At 63.1% G+C, this 22,080-nt stretch carries 17 protein-coding genes; 13 read left to right on the forward strand and 4 right to left on the reverse strand.

The features are described 5' to 3' along the window. Positions 1-37: 37 nt before the first annotated feature. Together IHQ43_RS00870 and IHQ43_RS00875 are read right to left on the reverse strand one after the other, a co-directional pair. Positions 38-349, reverse strand: a complete 312-nt coding sequence (locus IHQ43_RS00870) for a DUF6916 family protein (protein ID WP_192563047.1) — start codon at positions 347-349, stop codon at positions 38-40. A gap of 56 nt (positions 350-405) precedes the next feature. Next, positions 406-993, reverse strand: coding sequence for a phage tail protein (locus IHQ43_RS00875; RefSeq protein ID WP_192563048.1), 588 nt, complete (start codon positions 991-993; stop codon positions 406-408). Between the two features lie 240 nt (positions 994-1,233). Here IHQ43_RS00875 and IHQ43_RS00880 point away from each other — a divergent pair, with 240 nt between their 5' ends. The 6 genes from IHQ43_RS00880 (at position 1,234) to IHQ43_RS00905 (ending at position 14,492) form a co-directional block, all read left to right on the forward strand. Further along, positions 1,234-2,829 carry a glycosyltransferase family 39 protein gene (locus IHQ43_RS00880; RefSeq protein ID WP_192563049.1) on the forward strand — a complete coding sequence of 532 codons (1,596 nt, stop codon included), beginning with the start codon at positions 1,234-1,236 and terminating at the stop codon, positions 2,827-2,829. Positions 2,830-2,966: 137 nt separating this feature from the next. Continuing rightward, positions 2,967-3,812 carry a sulfotransferase family protein gene (locus IHQ43_RS00885; RefSeq protein ID WP_192563050.1) on the forward strand — a complete coding sequence of 282 codons (846 nt, stop codon included), beginning with the start codon at positions 2,967-2,969 and terminating at the stop codon, positions 3,810-3,812. A 55-nt stretch (positions 3,813-3,867) separates the two neighbouring features. After that, the gene (locus IHQ43_RS00890) at positions 3,868-11,178 is read left to right on the forward strand and encodes an Ig-like domain-containing protein (RefSeq protein ID WP_192563051.1); all 7,311 of its coding nucleotides are present in this window, start codon (positions 3,868-3,870) and stop codon (positions 11,176-11,178) included. A 48-nt stretch (positions 11,179-11,226) separates the two neighbouring features. Next, a complete protein-coding gene (locus IHQ43_RS00895; RefSeq protein WP_192563052.1) occupies positions 11,227-12,741 on the forward strand; it encodes a TolC family protein in 1,515 nt (504 codons plus the stop codon). A 3-nt stretch (positions 12,742-12,744) separates the two neighbouring features. After that, complete coding sequence (locus IHQ43_RS00900; RefSeq protein WP_192563053.1) at positions 12,745-13,530, forward strand: aspartyl/asparaginyl beta-hydroxylase domain-containing protein; 786 nt, start codon at positions 12,745-12,747, stop codon at positions 13,528-13,530. Next, the gene (locus IHQ43_RS00905; protein WP_192563054.1) at positions 13,518-14,492 is read left to right on the forward strand and encodes a sulfotransferase family protein; all 975 of its coding nucleotides are present in this window, start codon (positions 13,518-13,520) and stop codon (positions 14,490-14,492) included. Before IHQ43_RS00900 ends, IHQ43_RS00905 begins: the two co-directional genes overlap by 13 nt. On the opposite strand, the gene IHQ43_RS00910 is transcribed toward IHQ43_RS00905, so the two are convergent. Together IHQ43_RS00910 and IHQ43_RS00915 are read right to left on the reverse strand one after the other, a co-directional pair. Further along, on the reverse strand, positions 14,458-15,216 hold the full coding sequence (locus IHQ43_RS00910) for a slipin family protein (protein ID WP_192563055.1): 759 nt from the start codon (positions 15,214-15,216) through the stop codon (positions 14,458-14,460). The two genes, IHQ43_RS00905 and IHQ43_RS00910, sit on opposite strands and share 35 nt — an antisense overlap. A 2-nt stretch (positions 15,217-15,218) precedes the next feature. Continuing rightward, on the reverse strand, positions 15,219-15,746 hold the full coding sequence (locus IHQ43_RS00915; RefSeq protein ID WP_192563056.1) for an NfeD family protein: 528 nt from the start codon (positions 15,744-15,746) through the stop codon (positions 15,219-15,221). A gap of 196 nt (positions 15,747-15,942) precedes the next feature. Here IHQ43_RS00915 and IHQ43_RS00920 point away from each other — a divergent pair, with 196 nt between their 5' ends. The 7 genes from IHQ43_RS00920 (at position 15,943) to IHQ43_RS00950 (ending at position 22,010) form a co-directional block, all read left to right on the forward strand. Then, positions 15,943-16,404, forward strand: coding sequence for an aminoacyl-tRNA deacylase (locus IHQ43_RS00920; protein ID WP_192563057.1), 462 nt, complete (start codon positions 15,943-15,945; stop codon positions 16,402-16,404). 128 nt (positions 16,405-16,532) lie between these two features. Further along, positions 16,533-16,778 (forward strand): DUF2789 domain-containing protein, encoded by a 246-nt coding sequence (locus tag IHQ43_RS00925; RefSeq protein WP_085697944.1) that lies wholly within the window; start codon positions 16,533-16,535, stop codon positions 16,776-16,778. A gap of 214 nt (positions 16,779-16,992) precedes the next feature. Beyond that, positions 16,993-17,421 carry a MarR family winged helix-turn-helix transcriptional regulator gene (locus IHQ43_RS00930; protein ID WP_011331882.1) on the forward strand — a complete coding sequence of 143 codons (429 nt, stop codon included), beginning with the start codon at positions 16,993-16,995 and terminating at the stop codon, positions 17,419-17,421. Next, the gene (locus tag IHQ43_RS00935) at positions 17,418-19,481 is read left to right on the forward strand and encodes an FUSC family protein (RefSeq protein ID WP_192563058.1); all 2,064 of its coding nucleotides are present in this window, start codon (positions 17,418-17,420) and stop codon (positions 19,479-19,481) included. The genes IHQ43_RS00930 and IHQ43_RS00935 overlap by 4 nt, the downstream gene beginning before the upstream one ends. Then, positions 19,478-19,687: a DUF1656 domain-containing protein gene (locus IHQ43_RS00940; protein WP_007957657.1), complete on the forward strand. Its 210-nt coding sequence runs from the start codon at positions 19,478-19,480 to the stop codon at positions 19,685-19,687. Before IHQ43_RS00935 ends, IHQ43_RS00940 begins: the two co-directional genes overlap by 4 nt. After that, on the forward strand, positions 19,684-20,571 hold the full coding sequence (locus tag IHQ43_RS00945; RefSeq protein ID WP_192563059.1) for an efflux RND transporter periplasmic adaptor subunit: 888 nt from the start codon (positions 19,684-19,686) through the stop codon (positions 20,569-20,571). The genes IHQ43_RS00940 and IHQ43_RS00945 overlap by 4 nt, the downstream gene beginning before the upstream one ends. Further along, the gene (locus IHQ43_RS00950; protein WP_192563060.1) at positions 20,568-22,010 is read left to right on the forward strand and encodes an efflux transporter outer membrane subunit; all 1,443 of its coding nucleotides are present in this window, start codon (positions 20,568-20,570) and stop codon (positions 22,008-22,010) included. The genes IHQ43_RS00945 and IHQ43_RS00950 overlap by 4 nt, the downstream gene beginning before the upstream one ends. Positions 22,011-22,080 lie beyond the last annotated feature (70 nt).

Below are 22,080 nucleotides of genomic sequence, written 5' to 3' on the forward strand. Positions count from 1 at the left end.
TACTGATATGTCCTACGTGGTTTTACACTCTGGCGAATCAGTTGAAGGAAATGCAGAAATACCCCAACTGCGGATCCCGCCCCATCGCCGGCACCCGCGATACGAAGATGTCCTCCACCCGGCCGAGTTCCGGCATTTCCAGCGCGCACAAACCGTCGACGAACTCGGTCGGCACCAGGCTGTTGAATTCGAGGCAGAAGGGCATGCGTTCGCTGTAGCGGGTTTTCGCCGCGGGGACCTCATCAAGGTGTTCAATCTGAATCGGCAATGCCGTGCCGTCGGGCAGGTGCAGTATGCGTTGCTGTCCCAGCAATGCCTGTACGTGTCGGATCTGAACCGCTTGCAGCATGGTTTGACTCCCGTGGAAGAAGGAATGGCCGGGGGCCTGAAGCCCCCGGCGGTTGCTCAGTTGCGCGACGGGAACAGGCCGTTCAGGGCAATGCTGAAGTTGAGGACCAGGGCCGGATTCAGGATCGGCAGTGGCTGGCTGCCGCCGGTGGAGGAAATGTCCCCGGTGACCGTGGTGGTCACGCCCTTGAGCGGCACTGGTGTCGCGCCCTGGGCATCGGAATAGATATTCGCCGAGCCCGGGCCACCGCCCGACGCACCGATGTACGAATTGGTGGCGGTCGGCACGGTCGCCGGATTGCTCGCGGGTACCGCCAGCGACAACGCCGTGTTGGCCGTGAGACCGGTCATTGCGTGGGTGTGGTTGGGCATGTTGGCGATGGTGGCGGTGACGCTTTCGGTGCCGTACACCTGACCGATGATACGCGGCGTCAGACCGAGCCCGTTGCCTTGTGCTACCGGCACGCGACCTTGCAGGTTGGGCAGGAGAAAGTTGGTCGTGCCATTGCCGCCGTAGTAAGTGCCCATCAACGAAAACAACGCCTGGTATTGCGAAATGCTCAGGGTTTGCCCGTTGCACAAGGCCCAGCCATTGGGGGCGAAGTTGAAGGCGAACGGTTGAATCGTACCCATAAAGACTTCCATGGTTCCTCATCCTTCTGTTGTGTGGTCGGCGCGCCGCGCGGTCGCCCTTGTTGTCGGGCAGGTCGAAACGTTGTGCTGACTCCTTCCTTTTGCGCGGGCAGGTCACGCCAAGCCGTAGCGTAGACCCGGATCGACGGACTTGCCGGACGTCGTCATGCCCGCGCGTCGACTTCGGCGCTGACCTACAGTGTTCGCAGTTGATGACGCAATTGTGTTCGCAAAAACGCTGAGGGGAGGTTGATGGAGGTCCTTCGCGAGACGCCGCTGGGAGATACCCAGGATCCGTTCGCCGCACCGAATGCCGGTGCCCGGCGCCTGTGGCGCTGGGCGCGCGAACACTGGTTGATACCGATCCTGCTGCTGGCCACCGTGGTGCGCTTTTATGATCTGACCGCTGCCGCGATCTGGGGCGATGAAGGTTCGAGCCTGCTGCTGGCGCGCTATTCGCTGGGCGGCATCTGGACACACGCCGCGTTCGACGTGCATCCGCCGCTGTACTTCATGCTGCTGCACGGCTGGATCGGCGTGTTCGGCGACGGCATGCTGGCCATTCGCAGCTTCAGCGCGCTGGCCGGCATCGCCACGGTCGGGCTCGGTGTGAGCCTGGTCGATCGACTGGCCACCCGCCGCGCCGCGATCATCGCCGGGGTGCTGCTGGCGCTGCTGCCGACGGCGGTGCGCTACAGCCAGGAAGTGCGCATGTATGCGTTGCTTGGCTTGCTGCTGATCGGCGCGACGCTGGTGCTGGTCAAGTGGATCAGGCGTCCGCAGCGTCACCGTTATCTGCTGATCTATGCGCTGCTGATGACGGCGGCGTTGTACACCCACTATTTTGCCGTGCTGGCGGCGCTGAGTCATTGGCTGTATCTGGTACTGATCCGGCTGTTGCCCGGTTATCGCCTGCGCCACCTCCAGCGCAAGGACTGGTGGCTGGCCAATCTGGCTATCGTCGTGCTCTACCTGCCGTGGTTGCCGAACCTGATCGGCCTGCTGCAACACATGGACGCGCTCAAGGCCGGCGGCGATGTGGGCTGGGAAGATCCGGTCACCCTGTCTTCGCTGCCCTCGATGATCTGGCTGTGGCTGATCCAGGATGACGGCGAACGGCTTCCGTTGTTGCTGTTTGGCGGTGTGCCGCTGACCTTGCTGGTGCTGGCGGCTGTCGCCGTCGCCCGGGATCGCAGCGTGAACCATGGCAGCGTGCTGCTGGCGCTCTATACCGGCGTTCCGTTGTTGCTGCTGTTTGCGGTGTCTTTCATCACGCCGTTGTTCATCGAGCGCTATCTGACTGCCTATGCATTGGGGCTGCCGATGCTGGCGGCGCTGGCCATCGACCGCCTCTACAGCAGCGTGCGCGTACTGGCGCTGGCCGTGTTGCTGTCGTTGGTAGGGGTCGAGCTGATCGGGGTGAACACCAATGCCACGGTCGATCGCAATGACCAGTTCAATGTCGTGGTCGATTACGTCAACCGCCATTTCGCCAGCGGCGACCGGATCGTCACCAGCGACATGCTCTGGTATCTCAGTTATGTCTATTACAACCGCACCGACACCTTGGTCCGGCTTTACACGCCGTCCTCCGCAGAGGGACGCTCGAGTCGCCCGAACCACTACGGCTTCGGCACGCTGGTGTCCGATGACGTCTACCTGGATCGGCTGAGCGATCTGCCGCAAGACAGTGTCCGGGTTTGGTTGATAGGTAATCTGGACGCCGACGTGCCGGATCCGTTCGTGCCTTTGCCTATAGGCTGGAAATTGCGGGATCAGGTGCAGGCCGGGGACGCGAAGGCGCGACTTTTTACGCTCCAGGCCGCCGATGGCTCGGGGAGAAGATGACTTAAACGGTTCACCTGTTTATTCGCGATAAAGGGCCGATTTTTAAGTCCGTTTTGCTCTGTTCTGATATCAAAACACTACTAGTCGAAAGGATATTGTTGGATTACGCTCGTCAGACAAAAGGACTTACAAATACGGTGAAGGGATTGCAGCAGTTCCACTTTATCTCCGGCCTGCCGCGCTCAGGTTCCACCCTCCTTTCTGCGATCCTTTTGCAGAACCCGCGCTTTCATGCCGGCATGACCAGTCCGGTCGGCGCGCTGTTCTCCGGTGTCCTTGAACAATGCAGCGCCGGCAGCGAATTCGGCGCGGTGATCGACACCGACATGCGCCGTCGCCTGTTGCGCGGTCTGTTCGATTCCTACTACGCCGACAAGGCCGACAAACCGGTGGTGTTCGACACCAACCGCCAGTGGTCTGCGCGACTGCCGGCCATCAACGACCTGTTCCCTCAGGCCAAGGTCATCGCCTGCGTGCGCAATGTCGCCTGGGTAATGGACAGCCTCGAGCGGCTGTACCGCGCCAATCCTTTTGAAAACACCAAGCTGTTCGGCGATGCGGTCGAGCGCAACACCGTCTACAGCCGTTGCGAAACCCTGGCCCAGCGCAACCGTCTGGTGGGTTTTGCCTGGGCGGCGCTCAAGGAAGCCTATTACGGCGAGCACGCCGATTCGCTGTTGATCGTCGATTACGACCTGCTGACCCAGGCCCCGGAGCGGGTGCTGCGGCTGGTCTACGACTTCATTGGCGAACCCTGGTTCGAGCACGATTTCGAGCACCTGGCCTATGACGCGCCGGCGTTCGACCAGGCCCTGGGCGTGGCCGGCCTGCACAAGGTCAAGCCCAAGGTCGCCCTTGAGTCGCGGCGTACGATTCTGCCGCCGGACCTGTTCAAGCAATACGCCGATTTGTCCTTCTGGCTCGATGGCTCAGCCAGCGCTGCCAATGTCATTCGTATGAAGTCCGACGCCGCGATCAGCTGATCGCGGCGTTTTTCATTGATGCGTCAACAACTGTGTTCGAGTCCGGGTGAGCAACATGTGGTGGAGCAAGCAGAAGTCGCGGGTTACCGAAGGCCAACGGACGCTGGCGGCGCCGCTGATCATGTCGCTGGAACCGCGCATGTTGTTCGACGGTGCCGTCGCGGCCACCGTAGCCGACACCGCCGCCCAGGCTGACAGCCATGCCACGGCCGATGCCGCGAAAGCGCCGGCCGCCGATCACCCGAGTGCGAGCAAGGACACCCACGGCCAGGCCGATGCCACGCCCGCCGCCAGCCCGGTCGCAGTGCCGGGACAGAGCGTGGTGTTCGTCGATTCCCGGGTCAAGGATGCCGACAGCCTGCTCAAGGGTGTGGCTCCCGGCACGCAAGTGGTCAAGCTCGATGCCGGCAAGGACGGCTTGCAGCAGATTGCCGATTACCTCGACCAGCATCAGGGCGTGAGCTCGGTGCAGATCATCGCCCACGGCAATGCCGGCGACTTGTGGTTGGGCGACAGCTACCTGTCGGCCGACAACGTGGCCCAGCGCAGTGCGATCCTGGCGGAAATCGGCAAGGACATGAACGCCGGCGGGGACATTCTGATTTACGGCTGCTACACCGCCGAGGGCGACCGTGGCCTGAGCTTTGTCGATTCGCTGGCGCAGTTGACCGGCCGCGACGTGGCCGCTTCGAACAATCGCACCGGGGTGGGCGGCGACTGGGATCTGGAGATCGCCACCGGCACCATCGAAAGCGCCAACGTGCTGTCGACCAAAGCGATGAGCGAATACCAGTGGGGCCTGGCCACCTGGACCGCCACCAACAATGCCAACACCGGGGTCGGCTCGCTGCGCGCAGCGCTGGCGTCGGCGCAGAACGGCGACATCGTGACCTTCAGCAGCGGCATGACGGTGCAGCTCACCTCGGAACTGCTGATCAACAAGAACATCACCGTCGATGGCGACCTGAACAACGACGGTGTCGCCGACGTTACGCTCGATGGCCAATACCGGACCCGAGTGGTGGAAATCACCTCCGGCAGCACGGTGACCCTGGATGGTCTGGTCATCACCCGGGGCCTGGTTTCGGGCAACGGCGGTAATGGCGGCTACGGCGCAACCGGCGCCATGGGCGGGGGGATTTTCAACGCCGGTATCCTGACCCTGAACAATGTCTCGGTCACCGGTAACGCGGCGGCCGGCGGTGGAGGTGGCGGTGGTGTCACGGGCGCCAACTACGGTGGCGGTGGTGGCGGTGGCGGCGGTCTTGGCGGTCAGGGCGGTGGTCATGGCGGTACGGCCGGTCCGGGCACCGGTACGCTGGGCGGCCAGGCCGGCAGCGGCGGTGTCGGCGGCTACGGCGGTGGCTACGACGCGACACACATGGGTGGCCGCGGCGGCTCTACCACCGGCGGCGCCGGCGGTGTAGGCGTGTCCTATTACAGCAATGGCGGCAATGGCGGCACGGCCAGCAACGGCACCATTTCCATTGGCGGCGGTGGTGGCGGGTCCGGCTGGGACAAGGTTGGCGGCGTCGGCGGCAATGCGGCCGGCGGCATTTACAACGCTTCCACCGGCACGCTGAAAATCGTCGGCACCTCGGTCATCAGCAACAACATCGGTGCGGGTGGCGGTGGTGGCGGCGGCAGCGGCCAGGGCAGCAACAACCTCAATGGCGGCGACGGTGGACGGGGTGTCGGCGCGATCTGGAACCAGGGCGGCACGGTACTGATCACCGCTGCCAACTTCAGCGCCATCAGCGGCAACGCGGCCGGCAGCGGTTCCGGCGGCGCAGAACTGGGCGGTGGCGTGACGGGCTCTGTCCCGCTGGCCTTCGCGGCGATCTACAACAACGGCGGCACACTCAACACCGCCTATGTGGAACCACCGACCGCGACCATCGTGATGTCGGACACAGCCCTGAAAATCGGCGAAACCTCGCTGGTGACCATCACCTTCAGCCGGGCAGTCACCGGGTTTACCAACGCCGACCTGACCATCGCCAACGGCACGCTGACATCGGTCAGCAGCAGCGACGGCGGCCTGACCTGGACCGCGACTTTCACGCCGACCAACAACATTACCGACAGCACCAACCTGATCACCCTCGACAACACCGGGGTGACCGCCATCAGCGACGGCGTGGCGGGCGTCGGCACGACCAGCTCGGTCAATTACGCGATCGACACCGCACGGCCGACCGTGACTATCGTGATGTCCGACACGGCGTTGAAGATCGGCGATACCTCGCTGGTGACCTTTACTTTCAGCGAGGCGGTGACCGGCTTCACCAACGCCGACCTGACCATCGCCAACGGCACGCTGAGCGCCGTGAGCAGCAGCGACGGCGGCATCACCTGGACCGGGACGTTCACCCCGACGGCCAGCGTCACTGACACCACCAACCTGATCTCCCTGGACAACACCGGTATCGCCGACCTTGCCGGCAACGCCGGCAGCGGCACCACCGATTCGGCCAATTATGTGATCGATACCGTGCGCCCGACCGCGACCATTGTCGTCGCCGACAGCAATCTGGCGGTGGGCGAAACTTCGCTGGTGACCATTACCTTCAGTGAAGCGGTCAGCGGTTTCACCACCGCCGACCTGACAGTGGCCAACGGCACCCTGACCGGCCTGAGCAGCAGCGACGGCGGCATCACCTGGACCGTCACGCTCACGCCGACCAGCAACATTACCGACACCACCAACCTGATCACCCTGGACAACACCGGGGTCGTCGATCTGGCCGGCAACGCCGGCAGTGGCACCACCAATTCCAACAATTACGCGATCGATACCGCGCGTCCGACCGCGACCATCGTGGTGGCCGACAACAACCTGCGGATCGGCGAAACCTCGCTGGTGACCATCACGTTCAGCGAAGCGGTGACCGGTTTCACCAACGCCGACCTGACCATCGCCAACGGTACGCTGAGTGCGGTCAGCAGCAGCGACGGCGGCATCACCTGGACGGCGACGTTCACGCCGACCGCCAGCATCACCGACGCGACCAACCTGATCACGCTGAACAACACCGGCATCGCCGATCTGAACGGCAACGCCGGCAGCGGGACCACCGACTCCAACAACTACGCCATCGATACCGTGCGCCCGACCGCAACCATCGTGGTGGCCGACAACAACCTGCGGATCGGTGAAACCTCGCTGGTGACCATCACCTTCAGTGAAGCGGTCAGCGGTTTCACCAACGCCGACCTGACGGTCGCCAACGGCACGTTGAGCGCGGTCAGCAGCAGCGACGGCGGCATCACCTGGACCGCGACGTTCACCCCTAGCGCCAGCATCACTGACACCACCAACCTGATTACCCTGGACAACACCGGCATCGTCGACCTGGCGGGCAACGCCGGCGGCGGCACCACCGATTCCAACAACTACGCGATCGACACTCAGCGCCCGACCGCAACCATTGTGGTTGCCGACAGCAACCTTACTGCCGGTGAAACCTCGCTGGTGACCATTACCTTCAGCGAAGCGGTGAGCGGTTTCACCAACGCCGACCTGATTATTGCCAACGGTACGCTGACGGCGGTGAGCAGCAGCGACGGCGGCATCACCTGGACGGCAACGTTCACGCCGAACCTGGGCGTCAACGACGCGACCAACCTGATTGTCCTGAACAACACCGGCATCGCCGACCTGGCGGGCAACGCCGGCAGCGGCACGACCAACTCCAACAACTACACCATCGATACCGTGGTGCCGACCGCGACCATCATCATTGCCGACAACGCGCTGAAAATCGGCGAGTCCTCACTCGTGACCATCACCTTCAGCGAAGCCGTGACCGGTTTCACCAATGCCGACCTGACCATCGCCAACGGCACACTCAGCGCGGTCAGCAGCAGCGACGGCGGGATCACCTGGACGGCGACCTTCACGCCGACCACCAACATCACCGACGCCACCAACCTGATCACGCTGGACAACTCCGGCGTACAGAACCTGTCGGGCAATGCCGGCAGCGGCACCACCAATTCGAACAATTATTCGATCGACACGGTGCGCCCGACTGCCAGCATTGTGGTCGCCGACACGGCGCTCGGCGTCGGCCAGACCAGTTTGGTGACCATCACGTTCAGCGAAGCGGTGACCGGTTTCACCAACGCCGACCTGACCATCGCCAACGGTACGCTGAGTGCGGTCAGTAGCAGCGACGGCGGCATTACCTGGACGGCCACTTTCACTCCGGCGGCGGGCATCACAGATACCACCAACCTGATTACCCTGGATAACACCGGCATTTCCGATCTGGCGGGCAATGCCGGCAGCGGCACCACCGATTCCAACAACTACGCCGTCGACAGTCAGCGTCCAACGGCCACCATCGTGCTCTCCGACAGCACCCTCAGTGCCGGGGAAACCTCGCTGGTGACCATCACCTTCAGCGAAGCCGTGACCGGTTTCGACAATTCCGACCTGAGCGTCGCCAACGGCACCCTGAGCAACGTTTCGTCGAGTGACGGCGGTATCACCTGGACGGCAACGTTCACGCCGAACGTGGGCGTCAACGATGCGACCAACCTGATTGTCCTGAATAACACCGGCATCACCGACCTGGCCGGCAACAGCGGTACCGGCACCACCAGCTCGCCGAACTACACCATCGACACCGTGCTGCCGACGGCGACCATTATCATTGCCGACAACTCGCTGAAAATCGGCGAAACCTCGCTGGTGACCATCACCTTCAGCGAAGCGGTCACCGGTTTCACCAATGCCGACCTGACGATTGCCAACGGCACGCTCAGCGCGGTCAGCAGCAGCGATGGCGGCATCACCTGGACGGCGACCTTCACGCCGACCACCAACATCACCGATGCCACCAACCTGATCACGCTGGACAACTCCGGCGTACAGAACCTGTCGGGCAATGCCGGCAGCGGCACCACCGATTCGAATAATTACTCGATCGACACCCAACGTCCGACGGCCACCATCGTGGTCGCCGACACAGCCTTGGGCGTCGGTCAGACTACGTTGGTGACCATTACCTTCAGCGAAGCGGTGACCGGTTTCACCAACGCCGACCTGACCATCGCCAACGGTGCGCTGAGTGCGGTCAGCAGCAGCGACGGCGGCATCACCTGGACCGCGACGTTCACGCCGGCGGCGGGCATCACCGACACCACCAACATCATCACGCTGGACAACACCGGCATCTCCGACCTGGCGGGCAATGCCGGCAGCGGCACCACCGATTCCAACAACTACGCGGTCGACAGTCAGCGTCCGACGGCAACCATCGTCATGACCGACAGTGATCTGCGCCCCGGCGAAACCGCGCTGGTGACCATCACCTTCAGCGAGGCGGTGACCGGTTTCGACAACTCCGACCTGAGCGTCGCCAACGGCACCCTGAGCAACGTTTCGTCGAGCGACGGCGGCATCACCTGGACGGCCACCTTCACGCCGAACATCGGCGTCACCGACCTCACCAACCTGATCGTCCTGAACAACACCGGCATCACCGATCTGGCCGGCAACAGCGGCACCGGCACCACCAGTTCGGCCAACTATCAGGTGCAGACCCAGGTGCCGACCGCCACCATCGTGGTTGCCGACACTTCCCTCAAGGCCGGGGAAACCTCGCTGGTGACCATCACCTTCAACGAGGCGGTCAGCGGTTTCGACAACAGCGACCTGACCATCGCCAACGGCACCCTGAGCAACGTAAGCAGCAGCGACGGCGGTATCACCTGGACCGCGACTTTCACACCGACCAGCAACATCACCGACGCCACCAACCTGATCACCCTGAACAATGCCGGGGTGGCCAACCTGTCGGGCAACAGTGGCGTGGGCACCACCGATTCCAACAACTTCGCCATCGACACCGCACTGCCGACCGCCACCATCGTGGTCGCCGACAATCGCTTGGGCATTGGTGAAACCACCGCCGTGACCATCACCTTCAGCGAGGCGGTGAGCGGCTTCGATCTGTCGGACATCAGCGTCGCCAACGGTACGCTGTCGAACCTGACCAGCAGCGACGGCGGCGTGACCTGGACCGCTACCTTCACGCCGACCGCCAACGTCAACGATCCGACCAACCTGATCCTGATCGACACCGCCGGCGTCCAGGATCTGGCCGGCAACCTTGGCGCGAGCATCGCCATCTCCAACAACTACATCCTCGATGCGACCCGGCCGACGGTGAACATCGTGGTCGCCAATCCGCATCTGGGCATCGGCCAGAGCACCACGGTGACCTTCACCTTCAGCGAGGCGGTGAGCAATTTCGACCTGTCCGACCTGAGCGTGACCAACGGTGACTTGAGCAACCTGAGCAGCAGCGATGGCGGCAAGACCTGGACCGCGACCTTCACGCCGACCGCGAATGTCACCGATCCGAGCAACTTCATTGCGCTGGACACCAGCAACGTCACCGACCTGGCAGGCAACGCCGGCAGCACGGTGGCGGTGTCGAACAATTACACCCTCGACAGCGAACGGCCGAGCGCCACGGTGGTGATCGCCAATCCGAACCTGGGCGTCGGCCAGACCTCGCAGGTGACCATCACCTTCAATGAAGCGGTGAGCGGTTTCGACCTGTCGGACCTGAGCGTGGCCAATGGCACCTTGTCTAACCTCAGCAGCAGCGACGGCGGCAAGACCTGGACCGCGACCCTGACGCCGAATGCCAACGTCAACAGCGCCAGCAATGCGATCAGCGTCAACACGGCCGGGGTCAGCGACCTGTCGGGTAACAGCGGCAGCGGCGTCAGCAGCTCCGGTAATTATGTGATCAACACAGTGCCACCGGTTGTGCCTCCGGTGACACCGACTTCACCGCTGATCGTGGTGACGCCGGATCCGGAATTCCGCAGCAGCGATCCGGTCGCGCCGCCACCGGCGCCGAACGTTCCGCTGCAACCGATCGTCTTCACGCCGCCCACCGGCGACCTCGGTTCACCGCTGACCTTCGCACCGTTGTTCGAGCAACGGGTGATCGGCAACGGCATCCGTCCGCTGGGGGATATTTTCATCAACCACGGTGCGCTGAGCCCGAGCTTCATTGCCCAGGTCTTCAGCAGCAGCGACAACCTGGGTGACGGTACCGGCCACGGTTTCCTCGGGTTTGGCGGCGGCGATGGCGGGGTGTTCGGCAGCAGCACGCTGTCGAGCCTGTTCAATCAGGACAGCAGCGCCGAACGCGACTCGCTGAACGCCTTCGACCGTCATTCAATCAAGGGCGGCGATATTTCCCAGGGCCTGCGCGGGGTGTTCGGTGCGCCGACCCTGGGCCAGCAACTGCAACAGATCAAGGACAGCGAACAAAACCGGGTCGACAACCTGGCGGCGGCGCTGCAACAGGTCGGCATCAGCGAAATGCCGGCCTGACAACACACAACAACTCACATATGTGCGGGACCTAGGGGCGATCCAGGGATGAAGAAAAGTCAGAAGTTGTTCGGCGCCAGCCTGCTGGCGCTGGCGATCAGCGGATGTGCAGTCACCAGTGAACCGATCGAACGCAGTGTCAGCGAGCAACGGGCCCGGGCCGACCTGCAGAACATGTACAAGGGCCAGGAACCGCTGAGCGGTCCGCTGACCCTGCACCAGGCCATGGCCCGCGCGGTGAAATACAACCTCGAAGGCCGCTTGAAAATCATGGAGGAAGCGCTGGCCAAGCGGCAGCTCGACCTCGCCAGTTTCGACATGCTGCCGCGCATGGCGCTGGACGCCGGTTACGTTGGACGCAACAACGTCAGCGCCTCCAGCAGCCAGAGTGTGCGCACCGGCACCCAGTCCCTGGAACCGTCGACCTCCCAGGACCGCGACCGCGACGTCGCCGACCTGACCATGGTCTGGAACGTCCTCGATTTCGGCGTCAGCTACATCAGCGCCAAGCAGCAGGGCGACCAGCGTCTGATCGTTCAGGAACGCCGGCGCAAGGTGATCAACACCATCGTTCAGGACGTGCGCTCGGCCTATTGGCGGGCGATGGCCGCCGAGCGCCTGCTCAAGCAGATCGACAGCCTGATGGCGCGGGTCGACACCGCCCGCCGCAACAGCGAAAGCATGAGCGAACAGCGCATCGGCGATCCGGTGCAGTCCCTCGGCTACCAGCGTTCGCTGATCGAAGCGACCCGGCAACTGGAAGAACAGCGCCGTGCGCTGTCGCTGGCGAAAACCGAACTGGCGACCCTGATCAACCTGCCGCTGGGCACTAACCTGACTCTGGCCACCGACGACGGCTACCAGATCCCGGAACTCAAGGTCGACCTGACCAAGCTCGAACAGGAAGCACTGACCAGCCGCCCGGAACTGCGCGAGCAGGATTACCAGACCCGGATCAGCGCCGCCGAAACCCGCAAGGCCATGCTGCGTCTGCTGCCAGGTCTGGAGTTCTCCGCCGGCGGGCATTACGACAGCAACTCGTTCCTGGTCGAACAGGGTTGGGCCGACTATGGCGTCAAAGTCACCTGGAACCTGTTCAACGTGATCTCCGCCCCGGCGGCCATCGACGTGGCCAAGGCCGGTGAAGAAGTCGCAGCCGCCCGCCGTCAGGCAATGTCGATTGCGGTGCTGGCGCAGCTCTACGTGGCCAACGCCAACTATCAGGAGGCGCTGCGCCAGTTCAAGACCAACCAGCAGCTCTCGGACATAGACGGGCAAATCGTCGGTCAGTTGCGCAACCGTCGTCAGGCCGACGGCATTGGTGAGCTGGACCTGATCCAGGGCGAGCTCAACACTTTGCAGGCCGACTTGCGGCGCGACCTGTCCTATGCCGATCTGCGCAATGCCTATGGCCAGATCTTCGCCAGCGCCGGTCTCGATCCGCTGCCGGATCAGGTGCAGTCGACCGAAGTCCAGTCGATCGCAACTGCGCTGGCCAACCGCGAATCGGCGTGGGCCTCGGGGGATATTTCGGTGCCGGTGGCCCATGCCTCCGCGCAGTGAACGATGAGCCGGCCGGCGTATTCACGCCTGCCGGTCAATGTGGATCTGCCGTTGCTGTTGCAGGCGCTGGCGGCGATTGAAGATGCTGCCTGGCGGGAGCATTTCAATACCGCCTATTTCGCTGGCGACTGGAGCGGCGTCGCGCTGATTTCTGCCGCCGACGCGCTGACTGAGTTGTCCCCCGGTAGTGCCGAACCCTTACAGCGTGCCCCTTGGCTGAATGACCGTCGCTGGCAGCAGGCCCTGCGGGATCTGCCGCTGGAAATCGTCAGTGCGCGGTTGTTGCGACTGGGGCCGGGCGGGCAGATCCATGAGCATCGTGACTACGATCTAGAGGGGCCGGATGCCGATCTGCGCCTGCACATTCCACTGCTCAGTCCGCCTGCCGTGGACTTCTGGCTCGACGGCCAGCGGATGCCGATGACGGCGGGGGAATGCTGGTTTCTCGATCTCGCCCGGCCGCATCGGGTCGACAATCGCGACAGCACGGCGCGGGTTCATCTGGTGCTCGATTGCCGTCCCGCGCCCTGGCTGGAGCAGATGATTGTTGAGGGTTGGCCGAGCACTCCGCTGCCTGATGGCGAAGACACAGCGCTGCAGCGATTTCAGCGATTACTCGTCAATGATCCGAAGCTGTCAGCGTCGCTGCAGGCATTGCACGACCCCGAAGCATTCACTGTCCAGACGCTGGCGTTGGCCGCTGAACGCGGCCTGCACTTTTCCCGTGAAGAACTGCTGGCAGCGATGCGCAACGGCCGCCGGTCATGGAACGAACAATGGCGCCTGTGAATTTCGACGGCTGGTTGCCGATTCGCGTCTGGAAAACCGCCGGGCAATGGCAGGTCGATTGGTGCTGGTTTGGTGACACGCCGCTGCATCAGCCGTTCTTTCGTGACGCCGTCGAAGATGCGTTGCGCCTGCCGTTCAATCAGGCGTTCCGCCGGCAAACACCCTTGTCGGCGCTCATGGACTGGCAGGCGCTCAGTCCGGGTCTGCCGCCGAGCGCCTTCATCCTGCACGCCTCGCGTTGCGGTTCGACGCTGGTCAGCCAGATGCTCGCCCGGCTCGACGATCACATCGTGGTCTCGGAGCCACCGCCCCTTGATGCCCTGCTGCGCAGCGATCTGTCGGACGATGAACGCCGCGCAGCCATCGCCGGATTGCTTTCGGCGTACGGTCAGCGGCGGCGCGGTACGGAGCAGCGATTGGTGATCAAACTCGACGCCTGGAACATCGGCGAATGGCCGCTGCTGCGCGAGTGTTTTCCCGATACGCCGTGGCTGTTTGTCTACCGCGACCCGCTGGAAATTGCCGTCTCGCACTTGCGCCGCCCCGGCCTGCACATGGTGCCGGGTGCGCTCGGCGATTGTGTGCTGGACGATGATTTGCCGTTCGAGGGTCGCGAGGATTTCATCGCCCGGCGGCTGGGGCGTCTGCTGGAGGCCGGGTGGGTGCATTGCCGTGATTCCGGCGGGCTGGCGCTCAATTACAGTGAGTTGCCCAACGCGATGACGGGGCGACTGGCGTGGTTTTTCCGGCTGAGTGCCACGCAAAGTGAACAGGCGTTGACGGCAACGGCGCAGCACGCGAAGCAGCCGTCACAACCCTTTGTCGTCGATGGCGAACACAAGCGCCGCGAGGCATCGGCGTTGTTGCAGACGCGGGTCGAGCATTGCGCCCGCGCCCCTTACGCCGCGCTGGAACGCTTGCGCGCACTCACGATTTCGCCGACAGATCCGCCATCCCCTTGAGCAGTTCGATCGGCAGCGGAAACACGATGGTCGAGCTCTTGTCGCCGGCAATCGAACTCAAGGTCTGCATGTAGCGCAGCTGCATGGCGCCGGGCTGGCGGCCGAGCATTTCGGCGGCCTGCATGAGTTTTTCCGAGGCCTGCAATTCGCCTTCGGCGTGGATCACCTTGGCTCGCCGTTCCCGCTCGGCTTCGGCCTGCTTGGCAATGGCGCGCACCATCGATTCGTTGAGATCGACGTGCTTGATCTCGACATTGGCGACCTTGATCCCCCAGGCGTCGGTCTGGGCGTCGAGCACTTGCTGGATGTCGATGTTCAGGCGTTCGCGCTCGGCCAGCAGTTCGTCCAGCTCATGTTTGCCGAGTACTGCGCGCAGGGTGGTCTGGGCCAGTTGGCTGGTGGCCATGAGGAAATCTTCGACCTGGATGATCGCTTTCTGTGGGTCGAGCACGCGAAAGTACAACACCGCGTTGACCTTCACCGACACGTTGTCGCGGGTGATCACGTCTTGCGCCGGCACGTCGAGGACGATGGTGCGCAGATCAACCCGGACCATTTGCTGCACCACCGGAATCAGCAGGATCAGCCCCGGGCCCTTGACCTGCCAGAAGCGTCCGAGCTGGAACACCACGCCGCGTTCGTATTCGCGCAGGATGCGGAACGTCGAGCCGGCCAGGGCGATCAGCAACAGCAGCAGCGCGACAAAACCGATTTGCAGACCCATGATCACTCTCCGAGCGGTGCCGCGTCAGTCGCGGCCACTTGCAGCAACAGGCCCTTGCGCCCGACCACGCGCACCGGTTGCCCGGTGTGCAGCGGCGTGGCGCTCAGCACCTGCCAGCGTTCTCCTTGTAATTGCACCCAGCCGTTGCGGCTGTCTTCCGGTTGCACCACCGTCACCGCCGTGACACTGCCGAGCAGGCCGGCATCGCCGCTGACCGGGTGGCGCGGTCGGGTTTTCAGGGCACGGATCAGCAGTGCAATCAGCAACAGGGCACTGATCAACCCCAAGCCGATCATCATCGGCACCGGCAGTTCGGCGTTGCTCAGGATCAGTGCGCCGATCACAAACATGACGATGCCGCCCAAACCGATCAACCCGTAGTTGGGCAGCGCGGCTTCGGCGATCAGAAACGTGATGCCCAGGGTGATCAGCCACAGACCGACCGGACTGACGGCAGTAAACGGGGTGTCCGCCGCAACCACCGATCCACTCAGCAGCAACAGGGCAAGCGCACAGCAACGGATGTTCACGTGACCCTCCACGAGAGTCAGGGGTTGTTCTTACAGTCTAGTTGAGGCTGCGGCTGGATGATTTTTGATCAATTTGCCTGTCTCGCCAGTGGGCGGATTTCCCGGTGTTCGTGGCTCGCCGGACTAGACTTTCAAGGACAGCCACAGCGTTTCATTACCGTCCGCCGCGCAGCGTCGGCGGGCACCGAGGTGCATCATGCGTATGGCCAAGAAAGTGCAGAGCAGCCTCAACCGGGCGCACTGCGAATATGACATCGTCGCCCACCCGCACTCGTCCAGCAGCCTGGAAACGGCGCGGGTCTCCGGGATTGCCGCAGAACGGGTGGCCAAATCGGTGATCCTGGACGACCGTCACGGGCATTACCTGATGGCGGTGCTGCCCGCCAGTCGCCACCTGGACTTGAGCAAAGTGCGCAGCAGCGGCGAATGGCAAATCACCCGCGAAAGCAATCTGGCGCACATTTTCGACGACTGTGAACGCGGCGCCGTGCCGCCACTGGGCGACTCCTATGGTCTGGACATGGTCATCGACCCGCTGCTGACCCGGCAAAAAGACATCTACCTGGAAGCCGGCAACCACAACAACCTGCTGCACATGAGCATGCCCGAGTTCCTGAAAATGGTGCCGCATGCGCAGGTGCGGGAACTGAGTCAGTAGCTTTTTTAGCGTCTGTGCCGACGCCAATCGCGAGCAAGCTCGCTCCCACAGGTTCTGCGCTAAACCTGTGGGAGCGAGCTTGCTCGCGAAAAATCTTTCACACCCTAAAATCTCGCAGGAGTTCCGACATGGAAAACCCGACGCACAGCCTCCCATCCCTGTTCAAGCAACTCGGCCTGGACAACGACCCGGTCAGCATCGACCAGTTCATCGCCACCCATTCCCCGCTCAAACCCGAACTGCACCTGTGCGACGCTTTTTTCTGGACCAAGAGCCAGGCGGATTTCCTGCGGGACGAGATTCTCGATGACGCGGATTGGGCGGAGGTGGTGGATCAGTTGGATGTGATGTTGAGGAAGGGGCGGGGAATGTAAAAAAAAATGATGGAAAAGACCGAAATGTAAAAAAGACTTGTGGGTTGTAAAAAAAACAGCGCAAAAGTCAGGTTGAGATAGTTTTTCTGAATTCACCTTCGGACATGAATTTGTTTCAAAACTTGACTGAATTTCCCCACCAATGCGATATTGATAGTTAGCAAACTAACAGTGTGTGCATTCCCTCGTGCCCAATAACCTCGACGCTCTCCAGATGAATATCAGCAGTGCCATGGTGGTGGCCGCCAGGCATTGGCGGAAGATCTGCCAGACCACGCTGGTCAACTATGGAATTTCCGAAGCCTGCGCCGTCCCGTTGTTGATGATCGGGCGGCTGGGCGAGGGTGTGCGCCAGGTGCAGGTGGCGCAGGCGGCGGGGATGGAGTCGCCGTCGCTGGTGCGCCTGCTCGACCAGTTGTGTCACGCCGGATTTGTCTGCCGCACCGAAGATGCCCAGGATCGTCGCGCCAAATGCCTGAGCCTGACCGACACCGGCCGTGAGCTGGTGCAAGCGGTGGAGGCGCAACTGGTGCGCCTGCGTCATGAAGTGCTCGAAGGCATCGACCAACGCGATCTGGAGGCTACGCTTCGGGTACTGAGAGCTTTTGAGGCGGCCACTCCGCCAACGGTGATCAATCCGTGAACGGGTTCTTTTCCGGCATGCCACCCGCGCGGGACTGGTTCTACGGGGTCCGCACGTTCGCGGCCTCGATGATCGCGCTGTACATCGCCTTGCTCATGCAGATGCCGCGTCCTTATTGGGCGATGGCCACGGTGTACATCGTTTCCAGCCCGTTCCTCGGCCCGACCAGTTCCAAGGCGCTATATCGCGCAATCGGCACGTTTCTCGGTGCGGCAGCGGCGGTGCTGTTCGTGCCGATGTTCGTTCAGAGCCCGTACGTGCTGGTGGTGGTCATCGCCCTGTGGACGGGGATTTTGCTGTTTCTGTCCCTGCATCTGCGCACCGCCAACAACTACGCGCTGATGCTGGCCGGCTACACCTTGCCGTTGATCGCTCTGCCGGTGGTGGATAACCCGCTGGCGGTGTGGGACGTGGCCGAATCGCGGACCGAAGAGATCTTTCTCGGCATCGCCGTGGCGGCGGTGGTCGGCGCGATGTTCTGGCCACGGCGCCTGGCGCCGGTGTTCAACGATGCCGTGGGCAAATGGTTCGCCGACGCCACCACCTACAGCCTTAAATTCCTTAGCCGCGACGTGCAGCCTGAAGAAGTCACCGCCCTGCGCATGGCCATGGTCGGCAGTTTCAACAGCCTGGAACTGATGATCGGCCAGTTGCCGCACGAAGGTGCGCGGCCGCAAACCGTGCGCAACACCAAGGAGCTGCGCGGGCGGATGATCCACCTGCTGCCGGTGATCGACGCCCTTGAAGATTCGCTGTACGCCCTCGAACGGCGCACGCCCGAGCTGGTGGAAAAGTTCGCGCCGCTGCTCACCGCGACCCGCGAATGGCTCGGCCACAAAGACGCCGATCTCGAGCGCTGGCAAGCCCTGCGGGATCAGCTCGAAGCGCTGCAACCGAGCGCCGAAGCCCTGGAAGATCGCAAACAGTTGCTGTTTTCCAATGCGCTGTACCGCCTCGGCGAATTCATCGATCTGTGGCAGGACTGCCGCAGTCTGCAGGACGCGATCCTGTGCGAGCGCCAGGACAGCTGGCGCGCGGTCTATCGTCACTGGCGCCTGGGTCGTCTGACGCCATTTCTCGACCGTGGGCTGATGCTGTATTCGGTGGCCTCGACCATTCTGGCGATCATCGTCGCCTCGGTACTGTGGATCCTGCTGGGCTGGACCGACGGCGGCAGTGCGGTGATTCTGGCGGCGGTGTCGTGCAGTTTCTTCGCCTCGATGGATGATCCGGCGCCGCAGATCTACCGGTTCTTTTTCTGGACCGGGATGTCGGTGCTGTTCGCCAGCCTGTACCTGTTTCTTGTGCTGCCGAACCTGCACGACTTCCCGATGCTGGTGCTGGCATTCGCGGTGCCGTTCATCTGCGTCGGCACCCTGACGGTGCAGCCACGCTTCTACCTCGGCATGCTGCTGACGCTGGTCAACACCTCGTCGTTCATCAGCATTTCCGGTGCCTACGACGCGGACTTCTTTGCCTTCGTCAATTCCAACCTGGCGGGCCCGATGGGGCTGTTGTTCGCGTTCATCTGGACCCTGATCGCCCGGCCATTCGGCGCCGAGTTGGCAGCCAAGCGCCTGACCCGTTTCAGCTGGAAAGACATCGTCAGCATGACCGAGCCGGCCAACCTCGCCGAACACCGACAACTGGGCGTGCAACTGCTCGACCGCCTGATGCAGCACCTGCCGCGTCTGGCGTTGACCGGCCAGGACACCGGCATCGCCATGCGCGAAGTGCGCGTGGGGCTGAACCTGCTCGACCTGCTCGCCTACACACCACGGGTGACGGGCGCGCCGAACGCATTGCTCAAGCAAGTGGTGGCAGAGGTCGGCGAATATTTCCGGGCCTGTCTCAAGGCCGGCGAACGCCTGCCAGCGCCAAGCGCATTGCTGATGACCATGGATCGCACCCGCCGCGCGCTCAACGGCCACGGTGATGAAGAAACCCGACTAAACCTGTTGCACGCCTTGAGCGGTTTGCGCCTGGCGCTGTTGCCCGGCGTGGAATTCGTTTCCAGTGCCGAGCCCGAAGAACCGCTGCCCGAAGGAGCGCCCCTATGATCGGTGATCTGGACATCAGCGGCATTTTCCTGCCGACCCTGCTGGTGTTGATGGGCATCACTTATGTGCTGTTTGTTTTGGTACACGGCGTGCTCACACGCCTGCATTTCTACCGTCTGGTCTGGCACCGGGCATTGTTCAACGTGGCTCTCTATGCCGTGATGCTCTACGGCGTGGATTCACTCAGTCGATACCTGATGACATGAAAAAACCGTTTCTGACCCTCGGCCGCGTCGTCCTGACGCTGCTGATCGTGACTTTCGCCGTCGTCGTGGTCTGGCGCATGGTGATGTACTACATGTTCGCGCCCTGGACCCGCGACGGCCACATTCGCGCCGACATCGTGCAGATCGCCCCGGACGTGTCCGGGCTGATCCAGCAGGTCGAAGTGAAGGACAACCAGTTGGTGAAACGCGGTCAGGTGCTGTTCAGCATCGACCAGGACCGTTTCAAACTGGCGTTGCGCCAGGCCAAGGCGGCCGTCGCTGATCGCGAAGAAACCCTCGCCCAGGCGCAGCGTGAAGCCAAACGTAACCGCGGATTGGGCAATCTGGTGCCGGCCGAACAGCTGGAAGAAAGTCAGTCGAAAGTTGCCCGCGCACAATCGGCACTGGCCGAAGCACTGGTGACGGTGGACAGCGCCCAGCTCAATCTCGACCGCTCGGTGATCCGCAGCCCGGTGGACGGTTACGTCAACGACCGTGCGCCGCGCGCGCAGGAATTCGTCACCGCCGGGCGTCCGGTGTTGTCGGTGGTCGACAGCAATTCATTCCATATCGATGGCTATTTCGAAGAGACCAAACTCGACGGCATCCACATCGGTCAGTCGGTGGATATCCGCGTGATCGGCGACCGCGCTCGCCTGCGCGGGCATGTCGAAAGCATCGTCGCCGGCATCGAAGACCGTGACCGTTCGAGCGGCAGCAACCTGCTGCCCAACGTCAACCCGGCGTTCAGCTGGGTGCGTCTGGCGCAACGGATTCCGGTGCGTATCGCCTTCGACGACGTGCCGGATGACTTCCGCATGATCGCCGGGCGTACCGCCACCGTGTCGATCATCGACGATCAACCGCAGGAGCCCGCGAAATGAGCAGGGCCCTGATGATCGCCGGTTTGGGCGTGATGCTGTCGGCCTGCTCGATGGTCGGGCCGGACTATCACGTGCCCGAAGACGCGGCGATCCAGCGCAAGGATTTCCAGGGCGAACTGGCGGTGGCCGGCAAACCGGTGGTGTCGGCCCCGGTGCCGGCGGACTGGTGGCGGCTGTATCAGGATCCGCGTCTGGATCAACTGGTGCAGCAGGCCATGGCGTCCAACACCGATCTGCGGGTGGCGGCGGCGAACCTGTCACGGGCCCGTGCGCAGGTCGATGAAGCCGAGGCGGCCGGTGGCTGGAGCGGCGGCGTGAAGATGGGCGCGCAACGCTTGCAGGAGTCCGGCGAGGCATTCCTGCTGCCGGAGAAAGTGCCGGTGGCCAACATTGGGGATATTGGTATCAGCGCGTCTTACCAGTTCGACCTGTGGGGCACGTTGCAACGCGGGATCGAAGCGGCCAAAGCCAACGCCGACGCAACCCAGGCCGCTGCCGATACCGCACGCATCACCCTGGTCGCCGACGTGGTGCGGGCCTATACCCAGGTCTGCGCGGCCAACGAGGAGCGGGAAATCGCCCAGCATTCCCTCGACCTGCAATCCCAGAGCACCACTCTGATTCAGCGTCTGCGCGACGCCGGGCGTGGCGACGAAACCCAGGTCACCCGTTCGCAGACCCAGTTCAAATCCCTGCGCGCCGACATGCCGCGCTATGAGGCGGCGCGTCAGGCCGGGTTGTTCCGGCTGTCGATGTTGCTGGCCAAACCTGTCGATCAATTGCCGGCCGGCACCGCGTCCTGCGCCGAACTTCCGAAAATCGCTCAACTGGTGCCAGTCGGTGACGGCGCCGCGCTGCTCAAGCGCCGGCCGGACATCCGCCAGGCCGAGCGGCGTCTGGCGGCCGCGACGGCCGGAATCGGCATCGCCACCGGCGAGCTGTACCCGGACATCAGTTTCGGCGCGACGATCGGCACCGTCGGCATTCTGGATAACCTTGGCAAACCGTCCACCAATCGCTGGGGCTTCGGTCCGTCACTGAGCTGGAGCGTACCGACCAACGGCGCCCGGGCCCGGATCCGTGAAGCCGAAGCCACAACCCAGGGCGCACTGGCGCATTTCGACGGCGTGGTGCTCAACGCCATCCGCGAAACCCAGACCGGCCTGTCCCAGTACTCCGCGCTGCTGCAACGCCGCGATGCGCTGGCCGATGCCGAGCAGTCGGCGAAACTGGCGGCGGACCAGACGCACCGCTTCTTCCAGGCCGGCCGCGAGTCGTTCCTTGCCGACCTGCAGGCCACCCGCACCTACACCGACGTCACCGCGCAACTGGCCGCCGTCAATACCCAGGTTGCCATGAGCCAGATCGATTTGTTCCTCGCTTTGGGCGGCGGTTGGGAAAGCGGACGAACGCAAGCCTCGAGCGCCAGCAAACCCTGAGGCCGTTGCTATGCTTTGAAGTATTGAAAGGGCGCCCCGAACCAGGCGCCTTTTCAGTGCACATCGCTAG

It is taken from the genome of Pseudomonas gozinkensis, assembly GCF_014863585.1.
Classification (GTDB): domain Bacteria; phylum Pseudomonadota; class Gammaproteobacteria; order Pseudomonadales; family Pseudomonadaceae; genus Aquipseudomonas; species Aquipseudomonas gozinkensis.